General features: G+C 50.7%; 17 protein-coding genes and 1 pseudogene. 3 read left to right on the top strand and 15 right to left on the bottom strand.

Annotation, left to right across the window (positions count from 1 at the left end; all coding sequences use genetic code 11):
- Positions 1-35: 35 nt before the first annotated feature.
- The 3 genes from H515_RS0102600 to H515_RS15190 form a co-directional block, all read right to left on the bottom strand.
- Positions 36-656 carry a polysaccharide deacetylase family protein gene (locus tag H515_RS0102600; RefSeq protein ID WP_025875291.1) on the bottom strand — a complete coding sequence of 207 codons (621 nt, stop codon included), beginning with the start codon at positions 654-656 and terminating at the stop codon, positions 36-38.
- A gap of 253 nt (positions 657-909) precedes the next feature.
- A complete protein-coding gene (locus H515_RS0102595; protein ID WP_028901551.1) occupies positions 910-4,182 on the bottom strand; it encodes a glycosyltransferase family 117 protein in 3,273 nt (1,090 codons plus the stop codon).
- Between the two features lie 414 nt (positions 4,183-4,596).
- Positions 4,597-4,725 (bottom strand): hypothetical protein, encoded by a 129-nt coding sequence (locus tag H515_RS15190; protein WP_262499222.1) that lies wholly within the window; start codon positions 4,723-4,725, stop codon positions 4,597-4,599.
- 297 nt (positions 4,726-5,022) lie between these two features.
- Between H515_RS15190 and H515_RS0102590 the strand changes: the two genes are divergently transcribed.
- On the top strand, positions 5,023-6,060 hold the full coding sequence (locus H515_RS0102590; RefSeq protein WP_028901550.1) for a YeiH family protein: 1,038 nt from the start codon (positions 5,023-5,025) through the stop codon (positions 6,058-6,060).
- Positions 6,061-6,173: 113 nt separating this feature from the next.
- Here the strand turns inward: H515_RS0102590 and H515_RS0102585 are convergent, their stop codons facing one another.
- Positions 6,174-6,368 carry a hypothetical protein gene (locus H515_RS0102585; protein WP_025875293.1) on the bottom strand — a complete coding sequence of 65 codons (195 nt, stop codon included), beginning with the start codon at positions 6,366-6,368 and terminating at the stop codon, positions 6,174-6,176.
- An 80-nt stretch (positions 6,369-6,448) separates the two neighbouring features.
- Entirely contained in the window at positions 6,449-8,650 is a 2,202-nt protein-coding gene (locus H515_RS0102580; protein ID WP_025875295.1) for a sodium-translocating pyrophosphatase, read from the bottom strand.
- A 410-nt stretch (positions 8,651-9,060) separates the two neighbouring features.
- On the opposite strand from H515_RS0102580, the gene H515_RS0102575 reads away from it, so the two are divergent.
- A complete protein-coding gene (locus H515_RS0102575; protein WP_025875297.1) occupies positions 9,061-9,435 on the top strand; it encodes a RidA family protein in 375 nt (124 codons plus the stop codon).
- On the opposite strand, the gene H515_RS14395 is transcribed toward H515_RS0102575, so the two are convergent.
- The 10 genes and pseudogenes from H515_RS14395 to H515_RS0102530 all read right to left on the bottom strand — a co-directional run bounded on the left by H515_RS14395 (position 9,403) and on the right by H515_RS0102530 (position 20,888).
- On the bottom strand, positions 9,403-9,699 hold the full coding sequence (locus tag H515_RS14395) for a hypothetical protein (RefSeq protein WP_154653622.1): 297 nt from the start codon (positions 9,697-9,699) through the stop codon (positions 9,403-9,405). The genes H515_RS0102575 and H515_RS14395 overlap by 33 nt on opposite strands.
- A 145-nt stretch (positions 9,700-9,844) precedes the next feature.
- Complete coding sequence (locus H515_RS12855) at positions 9,845-10,558, bottom strand: HAD family hydrolase (RefSeq protein ID WP_238300088.1); 714 nt, start codon at positions 10,556-10,558, stop codon at positions 9,845-9,847.
- Positions 10,535-10,792: pseudogene (locus tag H515_RS14990) on the bottom strand (hypothetical protein); the annotation flags it as partial. The pseudogene H515_RS14990 and the gene H515_RS12855, both read right to left, overlap by 24 nt.
- Positions 10,793-10,840: 48 nt before the next feature.
- Positions 10,841-11,800, bottom strand: coding sequence for an NAD(P)-dependent oxidoreductase (locus H515_RS0102565; RefSeq protein ID WP_025875299.1), 960 nt, complete (start codon positions 11,798-11,800; stop codon positions 10,841-10,843).
- A 944-nt stretch (positions 11,801-12,744) separates the two neighbouring features.
- On the bottom strand, positions 12,745-14,271 hold the full coding sequence (locus H515_RS0102555; RefSeq protein ID WP_025875301.1) for a hypothetical protein: 1,527 nt from the start codon (positions 14,269-14,271) through the stop codon (positions 12,745-12,747).
- Between the two features lie 116 nt (positions 14,272-14,387).
- Entirely contained in the window at positions 14,388-17,195 is a 2,808-nt protein-coding gene (locus tag H515_RS0102550; RefSeq protein ID WP_028901548.1) for a TonB-dependent receptor, read from the bottom strand.
- A gap of 457 nt (positions 17,196-17,652) precedes the next feature.
- Positions 17,653-18,165, bottom strand: coding sequence for a nitroreductase family protein (locus H515_RS0102545; protein WP_025875303.1), 513 nt, complete (start codon positions 18,163-18,165; stop codon positions 17,653-17,655).
- 27 nt (positions 18,166-18,192) lie between these two features.
- On the bottom strand, positions 18,193-19,548 hold the full coding sequence (locus tag H515_RS0102540) for an MATE family efflux transporter (RefSeq protein WP_025875305.1): 1,356 nt from the start codon (positions 19,546-19,548) through the stop codon (positions 18,193-18,195).
- A gap of 16 nt (positions 19,549-19,564) precedes the next feature.
- Positions 19,565-20,221 (bottom strand): DUF4230 domain-containing protein, encoded by a 657-nt coding sequence (locus H515_RS0102535; RefSeq protein WP_028901547.1) that lies wholly within the window; start codon positions 20,219-20,221, stop codon positions 19,565-19,567.
- On the bottom strand, positions 20,205-20,888 hold the full coding sequence (locus H515_RS0102530) for a DUF4230 domain-containing protein (protein WP_025875309.1): 684 nt from the start codon (positions 20,886-20,888) through the stop codon (positions 20,205-20,207). Before H515_RS0102530 ends, H515_RS0102535 begins: the two co-directional genes overlap by 17 nt.
- 348 nt (positions 20,889-21,236) lie before the next feature.
- Between H515_RS0102530 and lipA the strand changes: the two genes are divergently transcribed.
- Positions 21,237-23,063 carry a lipoyl synthase gene (gene lipA, locus H515_RS13870; RefSeq protein ID WP_081410109.1) on the top strand — a complete coding sequence of 609 codons (1,827 nt, stop codon included), beginning with the start codon at positions 21,237-21,239 and terminating at the stop codon, positions 23,061-23,063.
- Positions 23,064-23,071 lie beyond the last annotated feature (8 nt).

The raw sequence follows: 23,071 nt of genomic DNA, 5'->3' as shown, positions 1-23,071 counted from the left end.
CGTGCGGTTGTCGGTATCGGATGGTCGTCATTCCGTCAGTCTCCGATTTTGAAAACCTTGAACTCATATCCCTCTTCCTTCAGCCATTCCAGAGCCTTCGGCAGTGCGTAGTGGAGCTTGTCGATGCTCTTCAGTGAGTCGTGGAAGGTGATAATGGAACCGTTGCGCGCATAACGCTTCACGTTGTTCAGCACATCCTCTCCCGTCATCCACTTCGAATAGTCACGAGTGACGAGGTCCCACATGACAACGCGGTATCGCTTCTTCACCCACTGATAGACCGTATGGCGCAACCAACCGTGTGGTGGGCGGAAGAAATGGGAGTGAATGAGGTTGTCAGCCTCGTTGACATCAGCCGCATAGGTCAGCGCCCAGTGCTTGAATGACCCCAGATGGTGGTAGGTGTGGTTGCCGACAAGATGGCCTCGCCTGACCACTTCCTCATAGATTTCGGGATGTTTGTGCACGTTGTCGCCCACCATGAAGAAGGTAGCCTTTGCCCCATACTGGTCGAGTGTGTCGAGAATGAAGGGAGTTGCCTCAGGAATCGGCCCGTCGTCGAATGTCAGATAGACAGCGTGCTCGTTGGGATCCATCCTCCACAAGGCATGGGGATAGAGCCATCTCATCCATCTGTCGGGTTGTTCTATAAACATTCGTTGGTCTGTTGGTTCAAAAAGCGTCTGTCAGCTGGTCGTTTCCACAAACCTTTGTCGGGCTGATGGGTGTGCGCCGAAAGGAGATGCCTCACACATTGGTCGGCCGGTGAGGAGCTTTTAAGTGAAAATAGGCGTCCAACCGGTGGCGGTTCACCGTGCCGATTGACTGTGATAGGAAAGTCCCTGTTGGCGGCGCCTGCATGCTGCTGCGATGGTCGCTTGCCGATGCCGTCAACAGGGCTGTTCGTTGTCAGTTTGCTTGGCCACCCCTCATCCGATAGGTGCGGATGAAACTTTCGAGTTCCTTTTCATGTTTCTTGGCCCATGTCTTGTCGTTGTCGTAGTTGAAGGCTATCAAGTTGCCCATTATCTGCATGTACATGTAGCATGAGTTCTGACTCATGCTGAACCCACGCTCATCGAGGCTCAGGTAGTATCTGACGTACTGGCTTGAGTTTTTCCACAGTTCATCGTAGATTTTCATTGCCTTCGCCTTCTGGTTGAGCATCGAATAGGCCCTCGCTATGTCGGCAGAGCCGCTCATATAGTTGATAGGAACGTTGTAATAGGGAATCTCCTTCTCTATTTTGTTCAGCACATTCAGCGCCTTCGCTTTCTTTCCTTCGGCCAGTAGGTGAAGTGCGAGCTGTCCGACCTCACGTCTGTGGGTGTAACACATGCGCATCACTGTTTCGTCGAGGTAGAGACCTTTGGTTGATAAGCCACCCCACTTGAACTTGTTCATCACGAGATTGTAGGTCTTCTCTGAGTCAAAGTTCTTGCCTTGTTTGGTATAGAACGGCGTTATGCGGTTGACGAGGCCTTCTTGGATGAAGTTGTCGCCGAGATTCATGAAGTTTTCCGAACCGACGGTGATGGCTACATAGAGCGGACGTGTCCAATTGGTGTTCGCTATCATCTCAAGCATCATCAGATCGTTCTTGTAGAGTGCTTGCTTTCCTGCGAGAGAGATGGCCATGCGGTCAGGAATGGAGTCGGTTGGCAGCATCATTCCGCTCTTGCGGACGGCCTCTTTGTCGATGGTCATGTAGATAGTATCGGTCGGTATGATGTGGTTGTTCGGGTCTTTGGAGCGCACCCAGTACTTCAGCACGTTCTTCAGCTCGAACGGATCGTCGCCGAATTGCTGCCGTGCGGCCACTGGGTCTTGCTTGTAGAAGTCCAATACCACTTCCTTGTATGACGGATCGACTTGCACTACCTCATTGGTGCCGCTCACATAGTCGATTCTCGGCCACGAGATGGGCACGCTTGGCGAGTCGAAAGCTGGCCGACGCATCTGGTCAACGTACCAATCGGTCTGCAAATAGGAGAGATTGCAGACACGTGCGTCAGTTCTGACGCCCTCAACGTCCTGATTATACCACAGCGGGAATGTGTCGTTGTCGCCGTTGGTGAACACAATGGGGTAGCCTTTCTCCTGCAACGAGTTGAGATAGTTCTGCCCAAAGTCGCGGGCGGTGTAGCGACCGGAGCGGTCGTGGTCATCCCACGTCTGCGATGCCATCTGTATGGGGATGAGCAGGCAGGCCAATGATGCGACGGCTGCTGCGAGAGTGCCTGATAATTTGCGCTTCTTGAGCCAGTCGTAGATGGCTGTCACGCCGAGACCGCACCAGATTGTGAAGGCGTAGAATGAGCCAGCGTAGGCGTAGTCGCGCTCACGGGGTTGTCCGGGTGTCTGGTTGAGATAGACGACGATGGCCAATCCTGTCATGATGAATAGGAAGAGCACCACCCAACATTGCTGTATGCCCCGCTTTCCTCTGAAGGCTTGCCAGAAGAGGCCGAGGAGTCCGAGCAACAGGGGTAGCCCGTAGAAGACGTTGTGTCCCTTGTTGGCTTTCAGTTCGTCGGGCATCATGTTCTGATCGCCGTAGAGCATGTTGTCGATGAATGATATTCCGGTGATCCAGTTGCCGTGTTCGGGTTCGCCGTTGCCTTGCATGTCGTTCTGCCTTCCTACGAAATTCCACATGAAATAGCGCCAGTACATGAAGTTGCACTGATAGGAGAGGAAGAATTTGATGTTCTCCAGCTGTGTGGGCATTTTGACTCCATCGACGTCGTGTCCCTCAATGCCTCCCATCCACTGCTCGTAGTGTGAGGCATGGGCTGCGTCGTACATTCTGGGGAAGAACATATTTTGCTCGAATAGCTGTGTGGATTTGTGGCGTACGATGAAGTAGGAGTCTTTCTCTCCTTTCGTTGCCTTTTCCTTTTGTTGGTAGATGGGTGCGCCCTCTTTGAAATCGTAGTGCATTCCGTCAGCTGCGACGGCTGGTTCGCTTGTGTAGGCCTGTCCGTAGAGTAGCGGATAGTCGCCGTACTGGTTGCGGCTGAGGTAGTTGCCTAAGGTAAAGATATCCTCCGGTGAGTTTTGGTCCATCGGTGGGTTGGCTGTCGAGCGGATAACGATGAGTGCGTAGGTGGAGTAGCCGATGATGAGCATCAGCATGCAGAGCAGTGCGGTGTTCTTCACTCGTGAGGAGACGAGTGCCACCTTGTCTTTCTTCATGTTCAGCACGAAGTAGAGCACGCCGATGATGATGATTCCGATGATGAATGCGCTCCATCCGTAGCCGTAGAATGGGATTCCGATGAGTGCGAAGGCAATAAGGAAGGCTATGTTCTCACGTTTGCCGTTGCTGTTCTTGTAGGTTTCGTAGATGGCCCACACGAACGAGCCGATGAGCAGTAGGATATATAATATTGTACCTGTGTTGAACGGCATGCCTAAGGTGTTGGTGAAGAGCAGTTCGAACCATCCTCCGACGGTGATGATGCCTGGAATGACGCCATAGAGCACGGCTGCCACGAGCACGATCGACACGAATAGCGCCAGCAGAGAGCCGCGAAGGTTGGCATCGGGGAACTTGTGGTAGTAAAAGACCAGCACGATGGCCGGTATGCAGAGCAGGTTGAGCAGGTGCACACCGATGGAAAGTCCCGTCATGTAGGTGATGAGCACGAGCCAGCGGTCAGCGTGTGGCTTGTCGGCATTGTCCTCCCATTTGAGGATGAGCCAGAACACCACTGCCGTGAATGCCGATGAGTAGGCATAGACCTCGCCTTCGACGGCCGAGAACCAGAAGGTGTCGCTGAATGTATAGACCAGTGCGCCGACCAATGCCGAGCCTTCGATGGCGATGAGTTTGCCCAGTTCAATGGTTTCACCGTCGCGGACGATGAGTTTGCGGGCGAGATGCGAGATGGTCCAGAAGAGAAACATGATACAAGTCGCTGAAAGCAGTGCGCTCATGGTGTTGACCATGCGTGCCACTTGTGACGGATCGCTGACGAACTGTGAGAAGAGGTTTGCCGTCAGCGCAAAGAACGGTGCCCCAGGAGGGTGCCCCACTTCGAGTCTGTAGCCTGTTGTAATGAATTCTGGACAGTCCCAGAAGCTGGCTGTCGGTTCAATCGTGGAGCAATAGACAACGGCTGCAATCAGGAAAGCAAGCCATCCCATCACATTGTCCACCAGTCTAAACTTTTTCATCTATACATTTTGAATTTTGTCCGCCGTCAGTTGCAGCGGAGAAGTTATGTCGAATTTAATGCTGCAAAGATAATAATATAAATTCGGATTTGAGCGAAGGATTTTGATAAATTAAGAGTAGGCTTGAAAATATCATTGTCGTGGCGGTTCTTTCAACTGGCTGTGCGTTGCTTTTTTGTGCTGTCTGATGCTGTGTGTCGGCAGCTTCGAAGGGTGGCGAGGGGAGGTTTTTGTCAAGAAAAGTTCACAACCGTCTGTCATCGCTGACCAAACGGAGTGTAAAAGGTGAGCTTCGGGGCGGTGAAAGGTGAGCTTTTGGGTGGCGAAAGCTCACCTTTTTCAACGTGAAACGTAATGCGCACATTGTCAGCAAGTTACAAGTGAATGCCAAAAACGTCCGATTGTCACGTTTTTTCATGTCTTTCCGCTCCGCCGTGACTTGCCCAATGGCCATTTTTCCTCTATCTCTTTCATGCCCCATGTCTGGGAGCACATGTCGGCGGTGAGCGTTTGAGGTTGCCCTATTGTAGGTTGGCTTTTCACAGGGTAGCTGCTACCACATCATTCTCCCCCAATGGCCCATTAGAGCCTGACAGGAGGTCATATAGACGCTATATCCTTGTGAAATTATGGACTAATGCCCATTGGGGATGATGGTTCACTCAGTCCTTGTTTTTTCCGTAGTAGAATAGGCAATGGTATCTTGCTATGTAAATTATGTGTGCCAATTTTTGGTGAAACCGTCGGAATATTATTACCTTTGCAGTCAGAAAGTCGAATCGGCTGTCAGTCGAGGAACGTCTGTGGTCTAGAAACGACTAAAAAAACAACAATAGAAAAATGAAATTAACGAACGAACGGAGCAGCATGCTCCATGGTATTCTTCTGATGGCGCTCTTCGCTTGCGCCGCATTCTACATCGGAGAGGTCGATATGATGAAAGCGATCTCTTTCTCACCGATGATTATTGGTATTATTCTTGGCATGCTCTATGCCAACAGTCTGCGTAATAACTTGCCCGAAACATGGACACCGGGCATCGTTTTCTGCTCGAAGAGAATCTTGCGCATAGGTATCATTCTCTATGGGTTCAAGCTCACTTTCCAGGACATCACCGCTGTCGGACTGCCGGCTATCATCATCGATGCCATTGTGGTGATAGTGACCATCCTTCTTGGGGTGTTTGTGGGCCGACTCCTCAAGATGGACCGGAGCATTGCACTGCTGACGGCCTGCGGAAGTGCTATCTGCGGTGCGGCGGCGGTGATGGGTGTCGATGGTGCTATTCGTCCAAAACCTTATAAGACAGCCGTGTCGGTGGCCACAGTGGTCATCTTCGGCACGCTCTCCATGTTCCTTTATCCGATTCTTTACAGAGCCGGCATCTTCGATATGCCAGCCGATCAAATGGGCATCTTTGCCGGTTCGACCATCCATGAGGTAGCCCACGTGGTCGGAGCAGGCAATGCCATGGGTCCGGAGATCAGCGACAGTGCCATCATCGTCAAGATGATACGTGTCATGATGCTGGTGCCGGTGCTGCTTGTCATAGCTTTCTTCGTGGCAAGGGACGTCGAGAACCGCGAAGACGGCAGCGGAGTGAAAACCAAAATTCAGGTTCCGTGGTTCGCCATTATGTTCCTGCTCGTCATTTGCTTCAATAGCCTCGACCTTCTGCCAGCTTCCGTGGTAAGTTTCATCACCACTCTCGACACCTTCCTTCTGACGATGGCCATGACGGCTCTGGGTGCAGAGACGAGTATTGAGAAATTCAAGAAAGCCGGCTTCAAACCGTTCCTCTTGGCGGCCATCATTTATTGCTGGCTCATTGGCGGTGGCTACTGTTTGGCCCGCTATGTGGTGCCGATGCTTATGTAAGCGGAACACGGTTACCGACCAACCATTAACCTCAGACAGCCCATCGCCTCACATTCTATAGGCGGTGGGCTGTCGTTTGTCCGGCAGTCCTCCTTCCCTTGCCCCATTCACGCTCACCCTTTGCTCCATTCACGTTCACCCTTTGCTCTATTCTCACCCGTCAAATGCTCCATTCTTGCCCGTCTTTTGCTTCTTATACGCTCACCCTTTGTTCCGTACCACTCCGCTGTTTGTCCAACGATGGGCAGACGTACCCTTGCCAATCGCATGACATTCTGGCCTCGAATAGGCAACGGTAGGATAGCCATGACCGAACAAAAACAGAGTAGGGACGACACGAATGCCGTCCCTACTGTTATTAATCCTCCTTGTTTTATTAAGACAAGTGTTACAAGAATGCCACTGTCAGACCAGCCATGACGATGGAAACCATAGACATGAGCTTGATAAGAATGTTCAAACTTGGGCCAGACGTGTCCTTGAATGGGTCGCCTACTGTGTCACCGACGATAGTTGCCTTGTGACTGTCAGAGCCTTTGCCACCGAAGTTGCCCTCTTCGACCATCTTCTTGGCATTGTCCCATGCACCACCAGCGTTGGCCATAAAGACTGCGAGCGTGAAACCAGCAGCCAATCCGCCGACAAGCAGACCTAAGACGCCCGCAACTCCGAGCAATATGCCCACGATGATTGGGATAGCGATGGCCAAAAGGCTTGGGAACACCATCTCCCGCTGAGCACTGCGAGTGGAAATCTCCACGCAACGCCCGTAGTCTGGTGTGGCTTTGCCTTCGAGAATACCGGTAATCTCACGGAATTGTCGGCGAACTTCCTCAACCATAGACTGAGCTGCACGTCCAACGGCACCCATTGTGAGACCGCAGAAAAGGAATGCTGCCATGGCACCGATGAAAGCACCTACCAGCACCTTAGGATTCATCAGCGTGACTTCAAAGAATTGCATGAAGTCGGGCATGCTTGCAGTGGATGGATTGAAAGCGTTTCCAGCAGCATCGATGAAATGCTGGCCCTCGTTGACTGCGCGAACCATGGCAATTTTCACCTCTTCCACGTAGGAAGCGAGCAGCGCAAGCGCTGTAAGGGCTGCACTACCGATGGCGAATCCCTTACCCGTGGCAGCAGTAGTGTTGCCCAGAGCGTCGAGCGCATCGGTGCGATGGCGTACGTCCTCACCCAGTTCGCACATTTCTGCATTACCACCGGCATTGTCGGCGATAGGTCCGTAGGCATCCGTAGCGAGCGTAATGCCCAGCGTTGACAACATTCCGACTGCCGCAATACCAATACCGTAGAGGCCGTGGCTGATCGACGACGCGTTCATGCTCATGTCGAAGCCGTTGGCGCAGAGGTAACTCAGCATGATGGCCAGCGAAATGGTGAGCACTGGGATACAAGTGGAAATCATTCCCGTTCCCAATCCCTTGATAATCACTGTGGCAGCACCCGTCTCACTTGCCTTAGCAATGAGCTGTGTTGGCTTATAGCTGTGCGATGTGTAGTATTCGGTAGCCTGACCGATGATGACTCCTGCCACGAGACCTGTGACAACGGAGAATGAAATGCCCAGCCAGTTCTCAAGTCCGAGCAGATAAAGGATGGCGAACGAAGCCGCACCCACGAGCAGAGCCGCAATGTTTGTTCCCAGTCCGAGAGAGTGGAGCAAGTCTTTCATCGTCGCCCCGTCTTTTGTGCGCACCAAGAAGATGCCCAACAGTGAGAGGAAGATGCCCACGGCAGCGATAATCATCGGTGCGATGACTGCTTTGAGCTGCATTTCGCCGTTCATAGCAAACGCCGTAGCACCCAGAGCGGCCGTAGAGAGAATACTTCCACAATAGCTTTCGTAAAGGTCGGCACCCATACCAGCCACGTCTCCCACGTTGTCGCCTACGTTGTCGGCAATCGTTGCTGGGTTGCGGGGGTCATCCTCAGGGATGTTTGCCTCCACCTTTCCCACGAGGTCGGCGCCCACATCGGCAGCCTTCGTGTAGATACCACCACCCACACGTGCGAAGAGCGCCTGTGTCGAGGCACCCATACCGAAGGTAAGCATCGTCGTCGTGATAGTGATGAGTGCCATTTCAGAGCCGTTATAGATGTAGTTCAGTAGCAAAAACCAGAATGCGATGTCAAGCAATCCCAGACCTACAACCACCAATCCCATCACCGCACCACTGCGGAAGGCAATCTTCAGACCCTTGTCGAGACCGTGTTGCACGGCATTGGCGGTGCGAGCAGAAGCGTAAGTGGCGGTCTTCATTCCGAAGAAACCGGCCAGACCAGAGAAGAAACCGCCCGTAAGGAAAGCTACGGGCACCCAAGGGTTCTGCACTTTCAGTACGTAGGCCATCAGTGCGAAAACAACAGCCAATACTGCGAATACAATGCCTACGATCTTGTATTGCTGTTTCAGATAGGCCATCGCGCCTTTTCTGACGTGTTCGGCGATTTCGATCATCTTTGATGTTCCCTCCTCTTCTTTCATCATGGCAGAGAAGAAATGCCAAGCCATGCCCAGTGCTATCACTGAGGCAATTGGTACAAGCCAAAAGACTTCTGGAATGTTCATTGTGTAATAGAGTTTAATAATTTATTAATGTATGTTTTCATCTTTTTTCACTGCCGTATGGTTGCCGACAGCCTGTTTTTTCATTGTTGTACTAATACGGGACAAATGTAGTAAAAAGAATGATTAAATAGTGAATTTTGTTAGCTTTTAACATAAATTTTCCATATTTTCTCACTATCTACGCCCTGTTTTCGGGCTTTCACCTATTTAATATGTGACAAAATGTAACTGAATATCTCACTTTTTCTTAATGATAATTTACTCCTTGCTATTTCTCTTCTCGTGAAAGGCTGCATCGTTCAGGACGATTCTGAACACAATTCTTGAATAAAGAGTGGGGGAAAGGTGCGTAATTCATAAAAAAAATGCTAACTTTGCAACAGGTTATCACATCTTAAAACAATAAAATTATGAAAGTAGTAAACACATCTAATGCTCCAAAGGCCATCGGACCTTACAGTCAGGCTATCGAAGCCAATGGGTTGATTATCACATCTGGACAACTTCCTATCGACCCCGCTACGGGACAGTTTGCGCCGGGTGGCATCAAGGAGCAGACTCGCCAGTCGCTTCTCAACGCACAGGCCATCCTCAAGGAGGCGGGAATCGACCTATCGCATGTCATGAAAACCACTGTTTTCCTTGCAGACATGGAAGATTTCGCTGCCATGAATGAGGTGTATGCTGAGTTCTTCAGCGAACCGTATCCTGCTCGCTCTGCCATCTCTGTGAAACGCTTGCCAAAGGATGCGTTAGTGGAGGTTGAGTGCATTGCGGTAAAGTAACACTTTAATCAAAAAGACGTCATAGAAGTTGTCGTAAAACAAGAGCTCTGTTTTGTAACGAGGGCGCTTGCCGACGGGCGAATGATGCAATTTGATGGGTGATTGGTCGATGAAATGGGCCGTTTTTGATTCAGAAAGGCATTGCCCACAATGGCATTTCATTGCGAAAAACAAAGGAGGGCTATCCGTTATGGGTAGCCCTTTTTTGTTGTCGGCTGACGGTTCTGATGCTTGTCGGCCAGTGTTGCCCTTCTGAAAGCTCACCTTTTGCACTGTGAAAGCTCACCTTTTGCATTGCGAAAGCTCACCTTTTGAGAGGCTAAAGCTATTTTGCTGAAATCCAGTGGTTTGCAAAGGTTTGTTTCGGGTCTGAACGACGAGCTGTTGACGGGTCGATGGCGGCCATCTGTCAGTTGGCGTTGTGGACGACAATCTGCAGCAAATCGGCAATATCATCGATAATCATGTCAGCACCAGCGTTCTTCAGTTCGTCTGCCGTTCCGTTGCCGTAGGTGACGCCACATGTGCGAGTGCCGCCGTTTCTGCCCATAAGGATGTCGAATTTCGTATCGCCGACCATTAAAGTCTCATCGGCTTGAAGGCCGTAATGGGCTAATGTCTTCTCGATAGGTTCGGCTTCCGGCTTCGGATGCACCACATCATCGGCACCGATGATATAGGTAAAGCAATCCTCTAACTTCATTTCGTTAACGAATTGACTGAGAGAGTGATGGTGTCGGCTGCTGGCTATCGAAAGGGAGATGCCCCTTTGCTTCAGCTTCCTGATTGTTTCGATGACATTTGGGAAAGGGGGAACGGCGCCGGGGATGTTGTTCCGCCTGAAAATATCGCTATAGACTTCAGCGCATTCGTCAGCCTTGTCGTCTGACATGGGGATGATGGCAGAGAAACACTTGGCCAACGGCAGTCCGATGGTGCTCGCACATGCCTCGCGGGTGCGCTTTTCGAGTCCCATCTTGTCGATTGTTTCGAGCATTGTGTCGGTAATGAGTCGCTGAGAGTCGCCGAGCGTACCGTCGAAGTCGAAGATAATCAGTCGGATAGGGCGCCCGTTCTGTTTCCGTTGCGCGCTATCGTCCTGTTTTCGGAACTTGTTTTTCAGTCTTTTGTAGCCCTCCACACCGAGAATGGTGAGTCCGCCGTACTGGCAAGCCTTTGCCAATCCGAAGAAAACGGCCCACAACACGCCCTTCGTGCCTACCGAGAGGGGCAGCAGCATTTGGGCGAACTAAATGATATAGAAGGGGATGCACATGAGCAGAACGATGACTCCCGTGCGAAATGAAAGCTGCTTGAGCCACGTTCTGATGTCGTTGAAGATGGTTTTGATGGTCATACGGTTGATAATCAGTATTTTTCGTTGTTGCTGATGCTGCCAGTCGGGTCAGTCAGACACTACGTTGACGGGCTTTCCGCTGAAGAATCCCTGAATGTCGTTGCGTATGATGGCGAGCAGTCGCTGTCGAGTCTCGTAGCCTTTCCAGCCCATGTGTGGCGTTATGATGACGTTGTCGAGTGTGTAGAGAGGATTGTCCTCGGCTGGAGGTTCTTGTTCTTGCACGTCGAGCCCAGCTCCGGCGATTGTTCCGCTCTGCAAAGCCTCAATCAGAGCTGCCTCATCGACGAGTGCTCCACGTGAGGTGTTGATGAGAAATGCCGTCGGTTTCATCAGTTTCAGTGTGTCTGCATTGACGATGTGTCGTGTGTCGGCCGTGAGTGGGCAATGCAACGACACGTAATCCGACTGCTTCATGAGTTCCTCAAATGACACATATTTAATCGTTTCTGTGTCAGTGCCTTGATGTCTCTTGCAAATGAGCACTCTCATGCCGAGAGCCTGTGCCACCTTTACTACCTGTCCGCCGATGTTTCCTGCACCGACTACCCCCAGTGTCTTGCCATTGACCTCGCAGTGAGGCACTTTGAGATGTTCGGTGAAGTTGCTCCTGTCGCCGTTGGCAAGCATCTTGAGTTGTACTTGCATGGTTGACGACAGGCAGAGCATCATCATGATGGCTGTGTGGGCTACCCTTTCGGAGCTATAGGCTGGGATGTTGCACACGGTGATTCCGCGCTTTTTGGCTGCTTCGATGTCTATATTGTTGAATCCGGTGCCCGCCTCGACGATGAGTTGTAGGCTGTCAGGGAACTGTTCGATGAGGTCGGCCGTCACGGGGAGTTCCTTTGTGACGATGGCTCTTGCGCCTTGTATCCTCCCGATGAACTCATCGGGTCGTGTGTCGTCATAAACGGTTGTGTCGGGAGAGAGCGACTGAAAGTCCATACTGCCGTCGAAATTCATTTTTCCGGCATTCATCACTACTGTTTTCTGATTTGTTTCCATATCTATTTTGGTTTTTCGCTGGGCATTGGCTGCCCTGAAATGTCCGATTTCATCGATATTTTCGCTCTTTTTGGTCGTGTGTTTCGTCCGATAGGTGAGCTTCGTATCGATTGTTGCGATACAAAATTACTGTTTTTTTTGCACAATCGGTCACGCAAGCTGATATTTGTTCACATTTTCCGCCACTTCTGGGCTGGCGAAAAAAGAATCCCGAACCCACCATCGTGGGTCCGGGAGCTTACCAATTCTCTGCTGCAAATTTCGCTTGTTCAGCAGACTATTTATTATCCTATATCTTTTACCTTTATCTTTTACCTTTATTGCCAAACTGTCTGTCGTTAAGTTCACCCAGAAGTTCAGGCACTGATGCCTGATTTGGGTTGAACTGTCTGTGTTTTATTTTCTATTGACATTGAATGCCGTGATGCAAATTGTTGCTAAAAATGCCACAATGGCCAATACTATTGATGTTATCATGTTTCTATTCTCAAGGGTGCCTTTCACCCATGCTTATTGTTGAACTTTCTATTATTACGTTTGCAAAGGTACATAATTTATTTTAAACCATCAAATATTTTAGTGTTTTTTCTTCATTTATTGTTATTTATTGTTATAAAACAAATATTAAAACAACGAAAATGATACTTTTAAGGATTAATTTCGATTCTTTTCAACTTCTTTTTCGCCACCTTCGGACTATCGTTTTCAGATGGGAAACTGTCGGAACGCTGAGTGTCTGAGCGGTGTGGCAAAGGTCTTGTCATCTTTCCATTCGTACTCTTTCGCCACATGCTGCTACGAGTGTTAACGAATGGCAGACAAGCTGTTCAGGCTCTAATGACCAGTTGAGGTTGAAAACGAATGAAGACCTTGAAGCATTACGAATCAAGGCCCTCACAAGTTGTGGGAAATGGCTGTTTCAGACCATGGTTCCCGTATGGAAATTAATAGTCAGCATTCTGTGGATCGAACTCCGTCCAGCCGTTGGTCCATGTGTCGTTGGCGCCGAAAGCACCGATGTATGATACTTGAGAGAACCAGTTGCCAGCGTTATTCCATGCCGCTGCAGTGAGCAAAGGACTGGTTGGGAGTGGCATATATCCGTTGCTGTCAACGAGTTTGCCCCATGTATCGAACGACTTGTTACCGTTCTGTGCGTTGAAGAATGTGCTTGAGAACGACTTCTTTGAAGCGTCAGTTTTCTTTGTAGCGTAATCGTAGAGCTCATCCTTGTAAACCTTGTTGTAATCAGAGCCGATAATGTCCATGCCAGCAAACCAAATGTTCTGCAATTTGATTTTTCCTGCCGCTGCAGCGCCCTGTGTGTCGCCCTTTTCGTTGTCGAGAATCAATCCGATAGGATAGCCAATGGCGAGCGAGTTGACACAGTTGAGTCTTGAGTTTCTGCGTATGTGCATGGCAGCTTGGAACTTACCGAGTGCCGATCCGTTGTTGGGGTTCATGTTTCCGCCATTGATATAGTCGGTGTTGTTTTTAAAAGAACCATCCATTTTTGGACCTACGAATGTGATGTTTGAGAATGTTGCGCTTGTGAATGGATTCACGTCAGAGCCCGATGCATTGTTGTCACTCTCGAAACTGTTGCTCTGTGAGGTGTCGGCGATGCGTGAGTCGCGAACCACCAGTCCGAATTGCACGTTTCCAGAGTAACCGTTGTCAGTGTCGAAGTCGTCGTCCCAGCCGTGGTAGGCGATGAGATACTTCGCGTTTACTGTGCCGCCGAACCACTCGTATGAGTCGTCGTTGGAGTAAGATACCTGAATGTGGTCGAGAGTTGTGCCACTGCCCACCGAACCGAGTGTAAGACCGTTGATTTCCTTATCTTTCTGGAATGGATAGCCAGCAAATTCGATGCGAACGTAGCTCAGAATACCAGAGTTGTCGGCGTTGTCGGACCCTCCGTGCTTAGTGCGCGGTCCGCCTTCAATCTGCTGTTCTGTCTGGTTGTTCTGCGCCTTTCCGCAAAGGATGATTCCTCCCCAGTCGCCTGGTTTGCGTTGGCCCTTGGGTTGTGCCGATGTGAACACGATAGGTGAGCTCTCGGCTCCCTTTGCAATGAGTTTTCCGCCTCGTTCGGCAATGATGGCCGCCTTTGTGGCCTTGTCTCCCTTGATGATTGTTCCGGGCTCGATGGTGAGTTCAGAGCCTTCGGCGATGTAAATCCATCCTTTCAATGTGTATGTGCCTTTCTTCAGTGTCTGCTTTCCTTTGAAGATGAACTCCTGATCGCCGTTTCCGATTTCTGTTCCGTTGGCATCCTCCTTGCCAGACGTGAAGAGTAAGTGGTTGCAAGTTTTGATAGCGCCCTCCGTTCCCCAGACATAGGCTTCTGTTTGTGGGTTAGGTGTTGGCGTTGGCGTCACTGTGTTGTCATCACTGCTGCATGATGCGAAGCCGATGGTTAGTGTCAGCATGCTCGCATAACCGAAATACTTTAAAATCTTGTTCATAATTGGTTAAGTTTTAATGCCCGCTTCCATCACTTTTCCTATTTTATCGATGGTTTTCAGTGGGCGATTGTTAATATGGTTTATTATTGTTTTCTCGATTGTTTCGTAGTGAATGCTTAGAATTTGTAGGTCGCTGAGATGCCGATGTTCTGTCCTGGGCGGTACATACGGGTGATTTCCTCGACCTTGCGCTTGCTTCCGTTGGCATAAGTGACGTCGGCAAATTGCTTGTAATATACCTTTTGGGCGAGCAGATCGCGCACGTTCACCTTGAATTCCCAGTGCTTTCCCACCTTCTTTGATGCCGTGAGGTCGATGACATCGCGAGGCATCTCGTAGCTGTCGGGTACTCTTGAGTTGACGTCGTTGCCCGATGTCGTTCCCTCGCTTCGTCCGACACCAATGATTCGCTTTCCGATTCGGTTGTAGAGCAGGGAGATGTTGAGCTGGTGCTTCTCGTTCGTGTAGAAGAGACCTGTGTTGATGAGGTACGGTGATTGACCTTGCATGGGTCGGTTTTCTTCTTTTGCTCCTTTTTCAAAGTTTACTTTCGACTTGATGAGTGCTCCGTTGAACGACCAACTGAAGCCGGGCAGCCCGATGAAGTCGAGGCTTTTCTTGATGTCCAGTTCGATACCGTAGCTGTTGGCTGACTTGGCGTTTTTGTAAGAGTAGATAAGGTCGGTTCCTCCCGCAACGGTGTAGGTCCATTCGATGGGCGAGTCGAAATGTTTGTAGAACGCTGCCACGGAGATGAGCTCGCTCTTGCTTGGGTAATACTCGTAGCGGAGGTCGATATTGTCGATGTAGCAGCTTTTGAGCAGTGGGTTTCCCTGTACGTTTGACGCAAGGTCGAAGTCGTAATAGACTGATGATGACACTTCGCGGAACTCCGGTCGGTTGATGCTTCGTCCGTAAGAGGCTCTCATTTGGTTTTTGTCGTCGAAGCGATAGTTTGCGTTGAGCGACGGAAAGAAGTCGTTGTTCTTGTAATATGTGCTGACATGGCTCTCCTCTGTGTCCTTTGTGTTCGACACAAGTTCCATGTTGTTGTGTTCAAATCGGACACCAGCGTAGATTCCCAGCTTGCTAAAGGGGAGAGAAACAACCAAGTAACCTGCGCCCAATGTGTTGTGTCCGATATAGTCATTACGCATGTTCATCTGTTCGAGCAGGTATAGTTTGTCCAACCCGAAGTTCGCCGTGTTGCTCAAAAGCTCTGGTATGCTCATGTATCGGAAACCTTCGGGCATTGCATTGCTGGATGCGTTCCAGTTGTAGATGAACTCGCGCGTGTTGTATTTGCGTGTGCGGTATTCTGTGTATGCTCCCATTTGCAGCTTTGGCTCGAAACTGCCGAATTGGAATGCGTGTTTGTCGTTGATTCCGGCAGATATGATGTGTTCGTCGAGCCGTGTCCACTCGCGTGAGATGTCGTTTCCTGTGGTGAGTGCGAGCTTTCCGGTCTCTATTGCGTCGTCGATGAGGTAGCGGCGGCGGTCGGGAATCAGTCGGTTGGCATAGGCATAGCCGACGTTCCAGTCGAGTTCATCGTTCTTGAGGGTGTGTTTTCCAGTGAATTGTCCGTTGTAAGTGGAGCGGCTTCGGTAGTAGTATTCTGCCGAATGCTCTGTGTTCGACTGTGCGCTCACGCCCTCTCGCCATGTGTATCGGCTGTTTCCGAGCTGGTTGAAGATGTTTTTGAACTGGAATTTGTTGAGTCCGTTGGCTGTGAGGAGTGTCATGTTGAGCATCGCTCCGAGGCGAACGTTGTGGTTGTACTGGTCGTCCGTCGAGTTGCGGAGGTAGTTTTCCTTGTCGTTCTGTGCGTCATAGATGCCGAAGAGGTTGTTTTCCATGTCCTCGTATGTCCTCACCTCGTTGCTGTAGTTGACCATTGAAATCATGCCGAGTTGATGTTCGCCAATCTTCCAGCGGTGATTCCAGTTGACAGCCATCTTGAAATCGCCGAAGGGCTTGTAGCTTTTGGTGAGCCAGTCGTTGTTGAATCCGTTGTTCAGCAGGTCTGTTCCTCTGTTGGAGAGCAGGTTCAGTTGTCCGCGCATTCCTCCGTTGAGTGATCGTTTGCCACCGTCGAAGCCGAGGAAGTCAGTACCCGAACCTTTATAATAGGTGAAATCCTGAAAGGCCGATTGCGTATTCCAGTTGCCTCCTAACATAACGCTCGCTGAGTTCTCTGAAGGTATTTCCTTTGTGTTGACGATGATGAAACCGCCGCTGTAGTCTGCCGGATATTCGGGCGACGGTGTCTTGACGATGGTGAGGTTGTCGATTTGCGAACTCGGTATGATGTCGAACGAGAAGGCGCGTGAGTCGGCCTCAGAGCTTGGCACCGCTCCGCCGTTTATCCATACATTATTGTAGCGTTGTGACAAACCGCGCACCATGACAAACTTGTCTTCGATGAGACTCACACCTGGTATGCGGCGAATGACCTCGCCTGCATTCGAGTCCTGTGTCTTACTTATTTCTTGTGCTGATATATTGCTCACTATGACGGAGCTGTTTTTCGCAATCTGAATCATCGCCTGTTCGGTGTTGCGCCGTGCAAGTCCCGTGACCGACACTTCTTGCAGTTGCTGTTCGTCAGTTTCCAGAGCTATTTTCACTACTTTTCCCGCTCCTGGAGCCTGCGTCTGAACTCCGTCAATCTTCTTTGGCCTGACCCCCACATACCTTATTATAAGGTTGTAGTGTCCTTCCTTCAAATCTGTGATGGTGAAATTACCGTCGATGTCGGAGACTGCAACTGGCTTGTCTCCCTCAATCTCGATGGTTGCGCCGATGACCGGCACGTTGGTCTTGGCCTCACAGACGTTGCCCACTATCTCCTGAGCGTAGGTCTGTACTGCCATGAACATGAGCAGCAGTGCTGCCACAATTCCCCTTTTAGTCTTTTTCATTCTTCTTACTGATAACTTCTATGATAATTTTACGGTGCAAAATTACTGATGAGTTATTACAGATAAATTGCTAAGTCATGAAGAAGTCTTTACGAGTTTGTTACTAATGTGTTACAGGTCGTTACAAAACGGTTAATCGCTGTAATCTTTCCAAATAAAGGGTCGTTGGGGATTGATGGAATAGTGCCATAAACACAAGTGGCGGTTGTGGCAACATTTGGAAAAAACAGCCCGTTGAAGCGATGGAAAAGTATAGTCCTGTGGTCGAAGGTCAGCTTTCACACATTGAAAGCTGACCTTTGGCATGCTCATACCTCATCTTTCGCATCCTAAAAGCTGACCTTTTGAATGTGGATATGTATCTTTCTGATTGTCAGTCGTTTGCAAACATCGTTTGCAATGTGGTTAATTTAGCCTCAAACAGGCAGACTCCGATAGCGCGTTCTTCCGCCACGGCCTACACTTCCCTGAAGATATCGGCCATGCTCTTTCTCACCTTAGGAGTTCGCTCGCAGTCGGCGGCGACATGTCCGAACGGCACTATGGCCACGGCCTCCAGTCCATCCTCAGGAAAGAGGTCGCGCAACTTTCTCGTGTCGTAATGGGCCACGCAGCAACTGCCCAGTCCACGCTCGGCGGCGGCAAGGCAGAAATGTTCCACAGCTATGCCAAGGTCGAAATCGGCATAGAGTTTCCCGTCGTCGTGGCGCACCCAGCACTCGGCGATGCTCTTGAAAGCCACGAGATACATGGGCGCAGTCTTGAACCAAGCTCGTGAGTAGCATTGCCGTAGTTTGGCTCTGCCCTCGTCGGACCTCACGATGAGAAACCGCCAAGGCTGGCAGTTGGCTGCCGACGGAGCAAGTCGGACGGCAGTTTTCAGAAATTCGATGTCGTCGTCGCTGACAGGTTCGTCGGTGAATTTTCGTGCGGCGAATCTCGCCTCACACAATTCAAGAAAATTTTTCATAACAGTCGATTTTCAGTCCCATGTCGGTCAGCGGTTGTCCGGCCAGACCTCCTTGAGCCTTTTGTGGAAATAATAATAGTAGAGCAGACCCGCGGTCGTGAGTCCGAAAGGAAATGCAAACCAGATTCCGAGCAGTCCCAGTCCCATCTTTATGCCGAAGAGATAGCCCAGCGGAAGACTGATGACAAAATAAGCAAGGAAGGCGGTGTACATGAGTGGCTTGACGTAGGCGATACCTCTGAGTGCATTGCCATAAGTGCATTGCATCCCGTCGCCGAACTGATAAATGATGAGAGGAATGATGACCTGCGCCACCAGCGTGCACACCTGTGGACTGTCGGTGAAGATGAATCCAAGACTGTTGCGCCAAATAACGACAGGCACCGACACTGCCACGGCGATGGCAAGGATGAGATGAAAGCCCGCCGAGGCTGTTCTTCTGACAGCCGTATAGTCATGTTGCCCAGTGAAATAACTGGCGCGCACAGCCACCGCCGATCCCATTCCGTAGTACACCATGTAGAAGAATTGCGAGATAGTGAGCATCACTTGGTGAGCCGCCAGTGCGGTAGTGCCGATCCATCCCACCATGATGGAACTCAGACTGAAAGCCGCCGCCTCCATTCCCATCTGCAGACTCAACGGGAAACCTATCTTGCAAAGGTGCGATATGTCGGCACTGTTGATGGGCTCGCTGTGGAATCCCTGTCGATAGACCCGGTATCGGCGTGTGCCGAAGAACACAACGCAGAACGCAACGGCCATGACGATGCGCGAGAACATGGTCGATAGTCCGGCGCCGTAGAGGCCTAATTCTGGGAAGCCAAACTTTCCGTAGATGAGCACATAGTTTCCGACGATGTTTAGCAGGTTGCCGCCCAGCAGAATCCACATCGGAGTCTTCGTGTCGGTTGTGCCGTCAGAGAGCTGTTTGAAGGTATTGAACCACGTTACGAAAGGCACTGAAATCAGATTGACGATGAAGTAGGGACGCATCAGTGGCAATAGCTCTTCGGGTTGTCCGAGATTGCCCAAATTCAGGTACAGAACGGTCATTATTCCCATAAGTACCATCGCCAGAAGCGTGTTTGCCACGAGTGAGTTCTTGAGTATTGCGCCAATCTTTCCGCATTCCTCGCGTCCGTACAGTGAGCCGACGATGGGCGTTAGTCCGTAAGCGAATCCCATTGCGAATATAAGCACCAGCACAAACATGTTGTTCACGAAGGCGGCGGCTCCGAGTTCGGCGGTGCTGTGGCGACCAATCATGAGCGTGTCTGCAAATCCCAGCACGATGGAGCCTATCTGTCCTATTATAATAGGTATGCCAAGTTGTGCGAGAGCTTTGTAGTGGGGCTGGTATGGCTTTAGTTGGAGTTGCATTTCTCTGTTCTTTCCGTTAGTGAGAGTTGGTCTGTTTCTTTCCGTTCTCTTGCTCAAATTCAATCCTTATGTTGCTGAATCCCATCGATTTGAGAAGTTGCGTGAACTGTTGGCGGGCGTTTTGCTCCGCAATAGCTTTGTTTTCGTTTGTCATACATCTGCTCAGCATTTTCTTGTATGCGGTTTGGTAGAGTCCTTGGCGCTCTTCGGGCTTCCATGTGCCATCTTGGAAGAACGATTGCGACCGTGTCTCGTCGATAAAGGTGCTGTCAAGCAGTTCGATGGGTGGGAGAGTGGCCACGACCACTGAGTCATTTTCCACGCGTAGCCAATGAGGCTTTGCCTTTTTCAGGTCGATTCCGAGCCGTAAGGTGCCGTAGTAGATGCGTACCAGTTCGGCATCGATGAAAAAGTGCTTTTTGATTGAGTCCACAATCTCCTCATCGTTGATGGCGAGGAACTCCCATTGTCCGATTTCCTCTATGCTCTGAATCTGCTGCGGTGTGATGTCGATGCGCTGATCGACAGTGAAGGCGAGCGTGTTGTCCTTGTTCAGCCAGCCGAAGGTGCCCATTCCTGCTATGAGCAGTGCGACAATGCCCAGCAGACTGAACCAAACTACTTTGCTGATGCCCTTGATGAACTGCAGGAGGCTGTCAAATATCTTTTCCATTCTTCTCTACTGTTGAGTTGTCGAGGATTGACGGCAAGTCGCCGATGTCGAATTTCTTTCTGAAACTTATCGTAATGTTTTCTTCTTTGTAGCCCATTGCCTTGAAAAGGGGCACGAGTTGTCTGGCAGCGCTCACCCTTGCCTGTTCGATGATGCCCATTTGCGGTATCGAGGCAATGATTTGCTGTCGTCCTTGCTGCTCATAGCTGGTCAGCTCGGCATCGGTGAAGTTGCGTCGGGTCAGCGCAACGAATTGTTTGACTTCCTTGTGGTTGACCTTTGTTCCGGTAAGAACAATCTTTGGGTCAGGAAGGATAACTGTCAGGTGACCATTCTTACGGCGGATGTTCTTCTCGCTGAAGCCGTCGAAGTCAACATAGGCCTTCAAAACTGCGTCAATGGGGATGGCTATTCGCCTGTCGCCCGCTGGAATGTTAACGGTGAACTCCTTGTGGAGTATCGATCCCGTCACCTTCATCTTGTCGTTGTGGGTTAATATCTTATGGACGTGATACTCGGTGGTGTAGAGCCGTGAGCACTTCTGCACCTTTGTGACCAGCATCGGTATGGTGTCGATGGGCGATGGTTCGTCGGTGACGGTCTTATGCTTTGAGCAAGCGGCCATCATCGGCAAGACAATCAGCAAGTAAATAGCGATTCTTTTCATAATCTTCGGGGTCTATTCATGGGCATTCGTTTATCGAAATCCTCTGAATACTTCAATTTTCCAAGTATGCAAAGGTACTAACTCTTGAGCGGTTTTGCAAGTATTCCGTGCAGTTTGTCACGAAAAAGATAGTCCTTGCCAGTCGTTGGAGACCTTTCGCCCCAGCGACGGTGCGATGTGGTGTAACGTACGGCGACGGACAGCTGTGAAATGAATAAGGACTGTATCGACAAAGATAGTTCAAATGGTGTGCTGGTTGCGGATTTTTTTTGTACATTTGTATCCGAAAAATTAAGCAGGGGGCATTTCCCCTCTCATACAAAAGAAAATGAAACGTAAATCCAAGCGATGAAATACATTATTATTCCTGAACGCGAACAAGAGAATCAGCTGCCTTTCTACTTTGCTGTAGAAGAGTATGTGGCACGTACCTACACCGACGACGATTACTTTATGGTGTGGCGTGTCGAACCCACCGTCATGTTGGGGCGCAACCAACTCATCGACAATGAGGTGGATGTAGAATACTGCAAGTCTAATGGCGTGCACATCTACCGACGCAAGAGTGGCGGAGGCTGCATCTATGCCGACCACGGCTGTATGCAATTTTCCTACATTTCCTTTGCAGAGAACGTCAACAGGGCCTTTGTTGACTATATGAAAGGTGTGGCAGATATGCTCAGAAGTCTGAACATCGACGCACGACTGTCGGGCCGAAACGACATTCTCGTTGACGGAAAGAAGGTCGCCGGAAGTGCTTTCTACAGGCTGAAGGGCCGCAGCGTGCTCCACAACTCGCTGCTTTTCGGAACGATGCTCGACCATCTGTCGAAGGCACTCACACCCTCGAAGGAGAAACTGCGGAGCAAGGGCGTGGCCTCGGTGAGCCAGCGTGTCACCAACATTGGTCAACACACCGACCTGAGCATAGAGGACTTCATGGCTTACGTCAGGAAATACATGTGCGGCGATGAGGTGAGAGTGCTCACACCCGACGACATGAAAGTGATTGAGGGGATTGAAAAGGAACTGGCCTCCGATGAATTTACCTACGGAAAGAATCCCAAATACACCGAAGAGCGCCGCAAGCGCTTCGCCGACGTTGGCACGTTGGAGGCCCATATCGAACTGAAGAACAACGTGATCGTCAACATGAACCTCATGGGCGACTACTTTTTGCTGGGCGACCTCGACCGTGAGCTGCTCGACTTGCTCCGTGGTGTTGACTTCACCCGTGAGGCTGTGCGTACCAAACTCGTGGATGTTGACATCAGTGCGGTCATCCGTGGCCTGACGATCGACCAGTTCCTACGCCTACTCTTTGGCCGTCCGCCACACATCATGAAGCCAGCGTGGCTCAAGATAGACCTCACGTCGAAGAAATCGTCGGGCGAGACGGCGGGAATACTGGCCCGTCACAAGATGAACACCATCTGTATGAGCGGACTTTGCCCCAACCGGACCGAATGTTGGATAGCCCGCACTGCCACGTTGATGATCGGGGGCGAGATATGCACGCGCAAATGCCGCTTCTGCAACACCATGAGCGGACGCCCGGAGCTGCTCGACGACAACGAACCGCAGCGTGTTGCGGAGACCGTCAAGGCACTTAACTTGCGCTATGCGGTGATCACCTCGGTTGACAGGGACGACCTTCCCGACTTCGGCGCTGACCACTGGGTGAAGACCGTTGAGGCTGTGCAGGCCATGAACCCTGGTACGAAAATCGAATTGCTCATCCCTGACTTCATGGGCAGGGCCGACCTCATCAGGAAGGTACTCGCAACGAAGCCTCATGTCTGCGGACACAACATGGAGACCGTGCGAAGGCTCACCCCGTCGGTGCGCAGCGTGGCCCAGTACGACCGCAGTCTGGAAGTGCTGGCAAAGATTTCGCGTTGCGGTATTCAGGCCAAGACGGGCTTCATGCTCGGACTTGGCGAGACGCGCGAGGAGATACTGGCGACGATGGACGACATTCTGGCCACCGGCTGCAAGCGGCTAACGCTCGGACAGTACCTTCAGCCCACAGCGAAGCATCTGCCCGTGGTCGAGTACGTCACACCTGAGCAGTTCGAGGAATACAAGCAGATAGCCCTTGCCAAGGGATTCAAGAGCGTAGTCAGCGGTCCGCTGGTGCGTTCGTCGTACCATTCTGCCGAGGAAAGCCTGTAAGGGCAACT

The sequence above is a fragment of the Prevotella corporis DSM 18810 = JCM 8529 genome (genome assembly GCF_000430525.1).
In the GTDB taxonomy this organism is placed as follows: Bacteria; Bacteroidota; Bacteroidia; order Bacteroidales; family Bacteroidaceae; genus Prevotella; species Prevotella corporis.
Note: the sequence above shows the minus strand (reverse complement) of the source record. Positions and strands in the feature narration are given on the sequence as shown.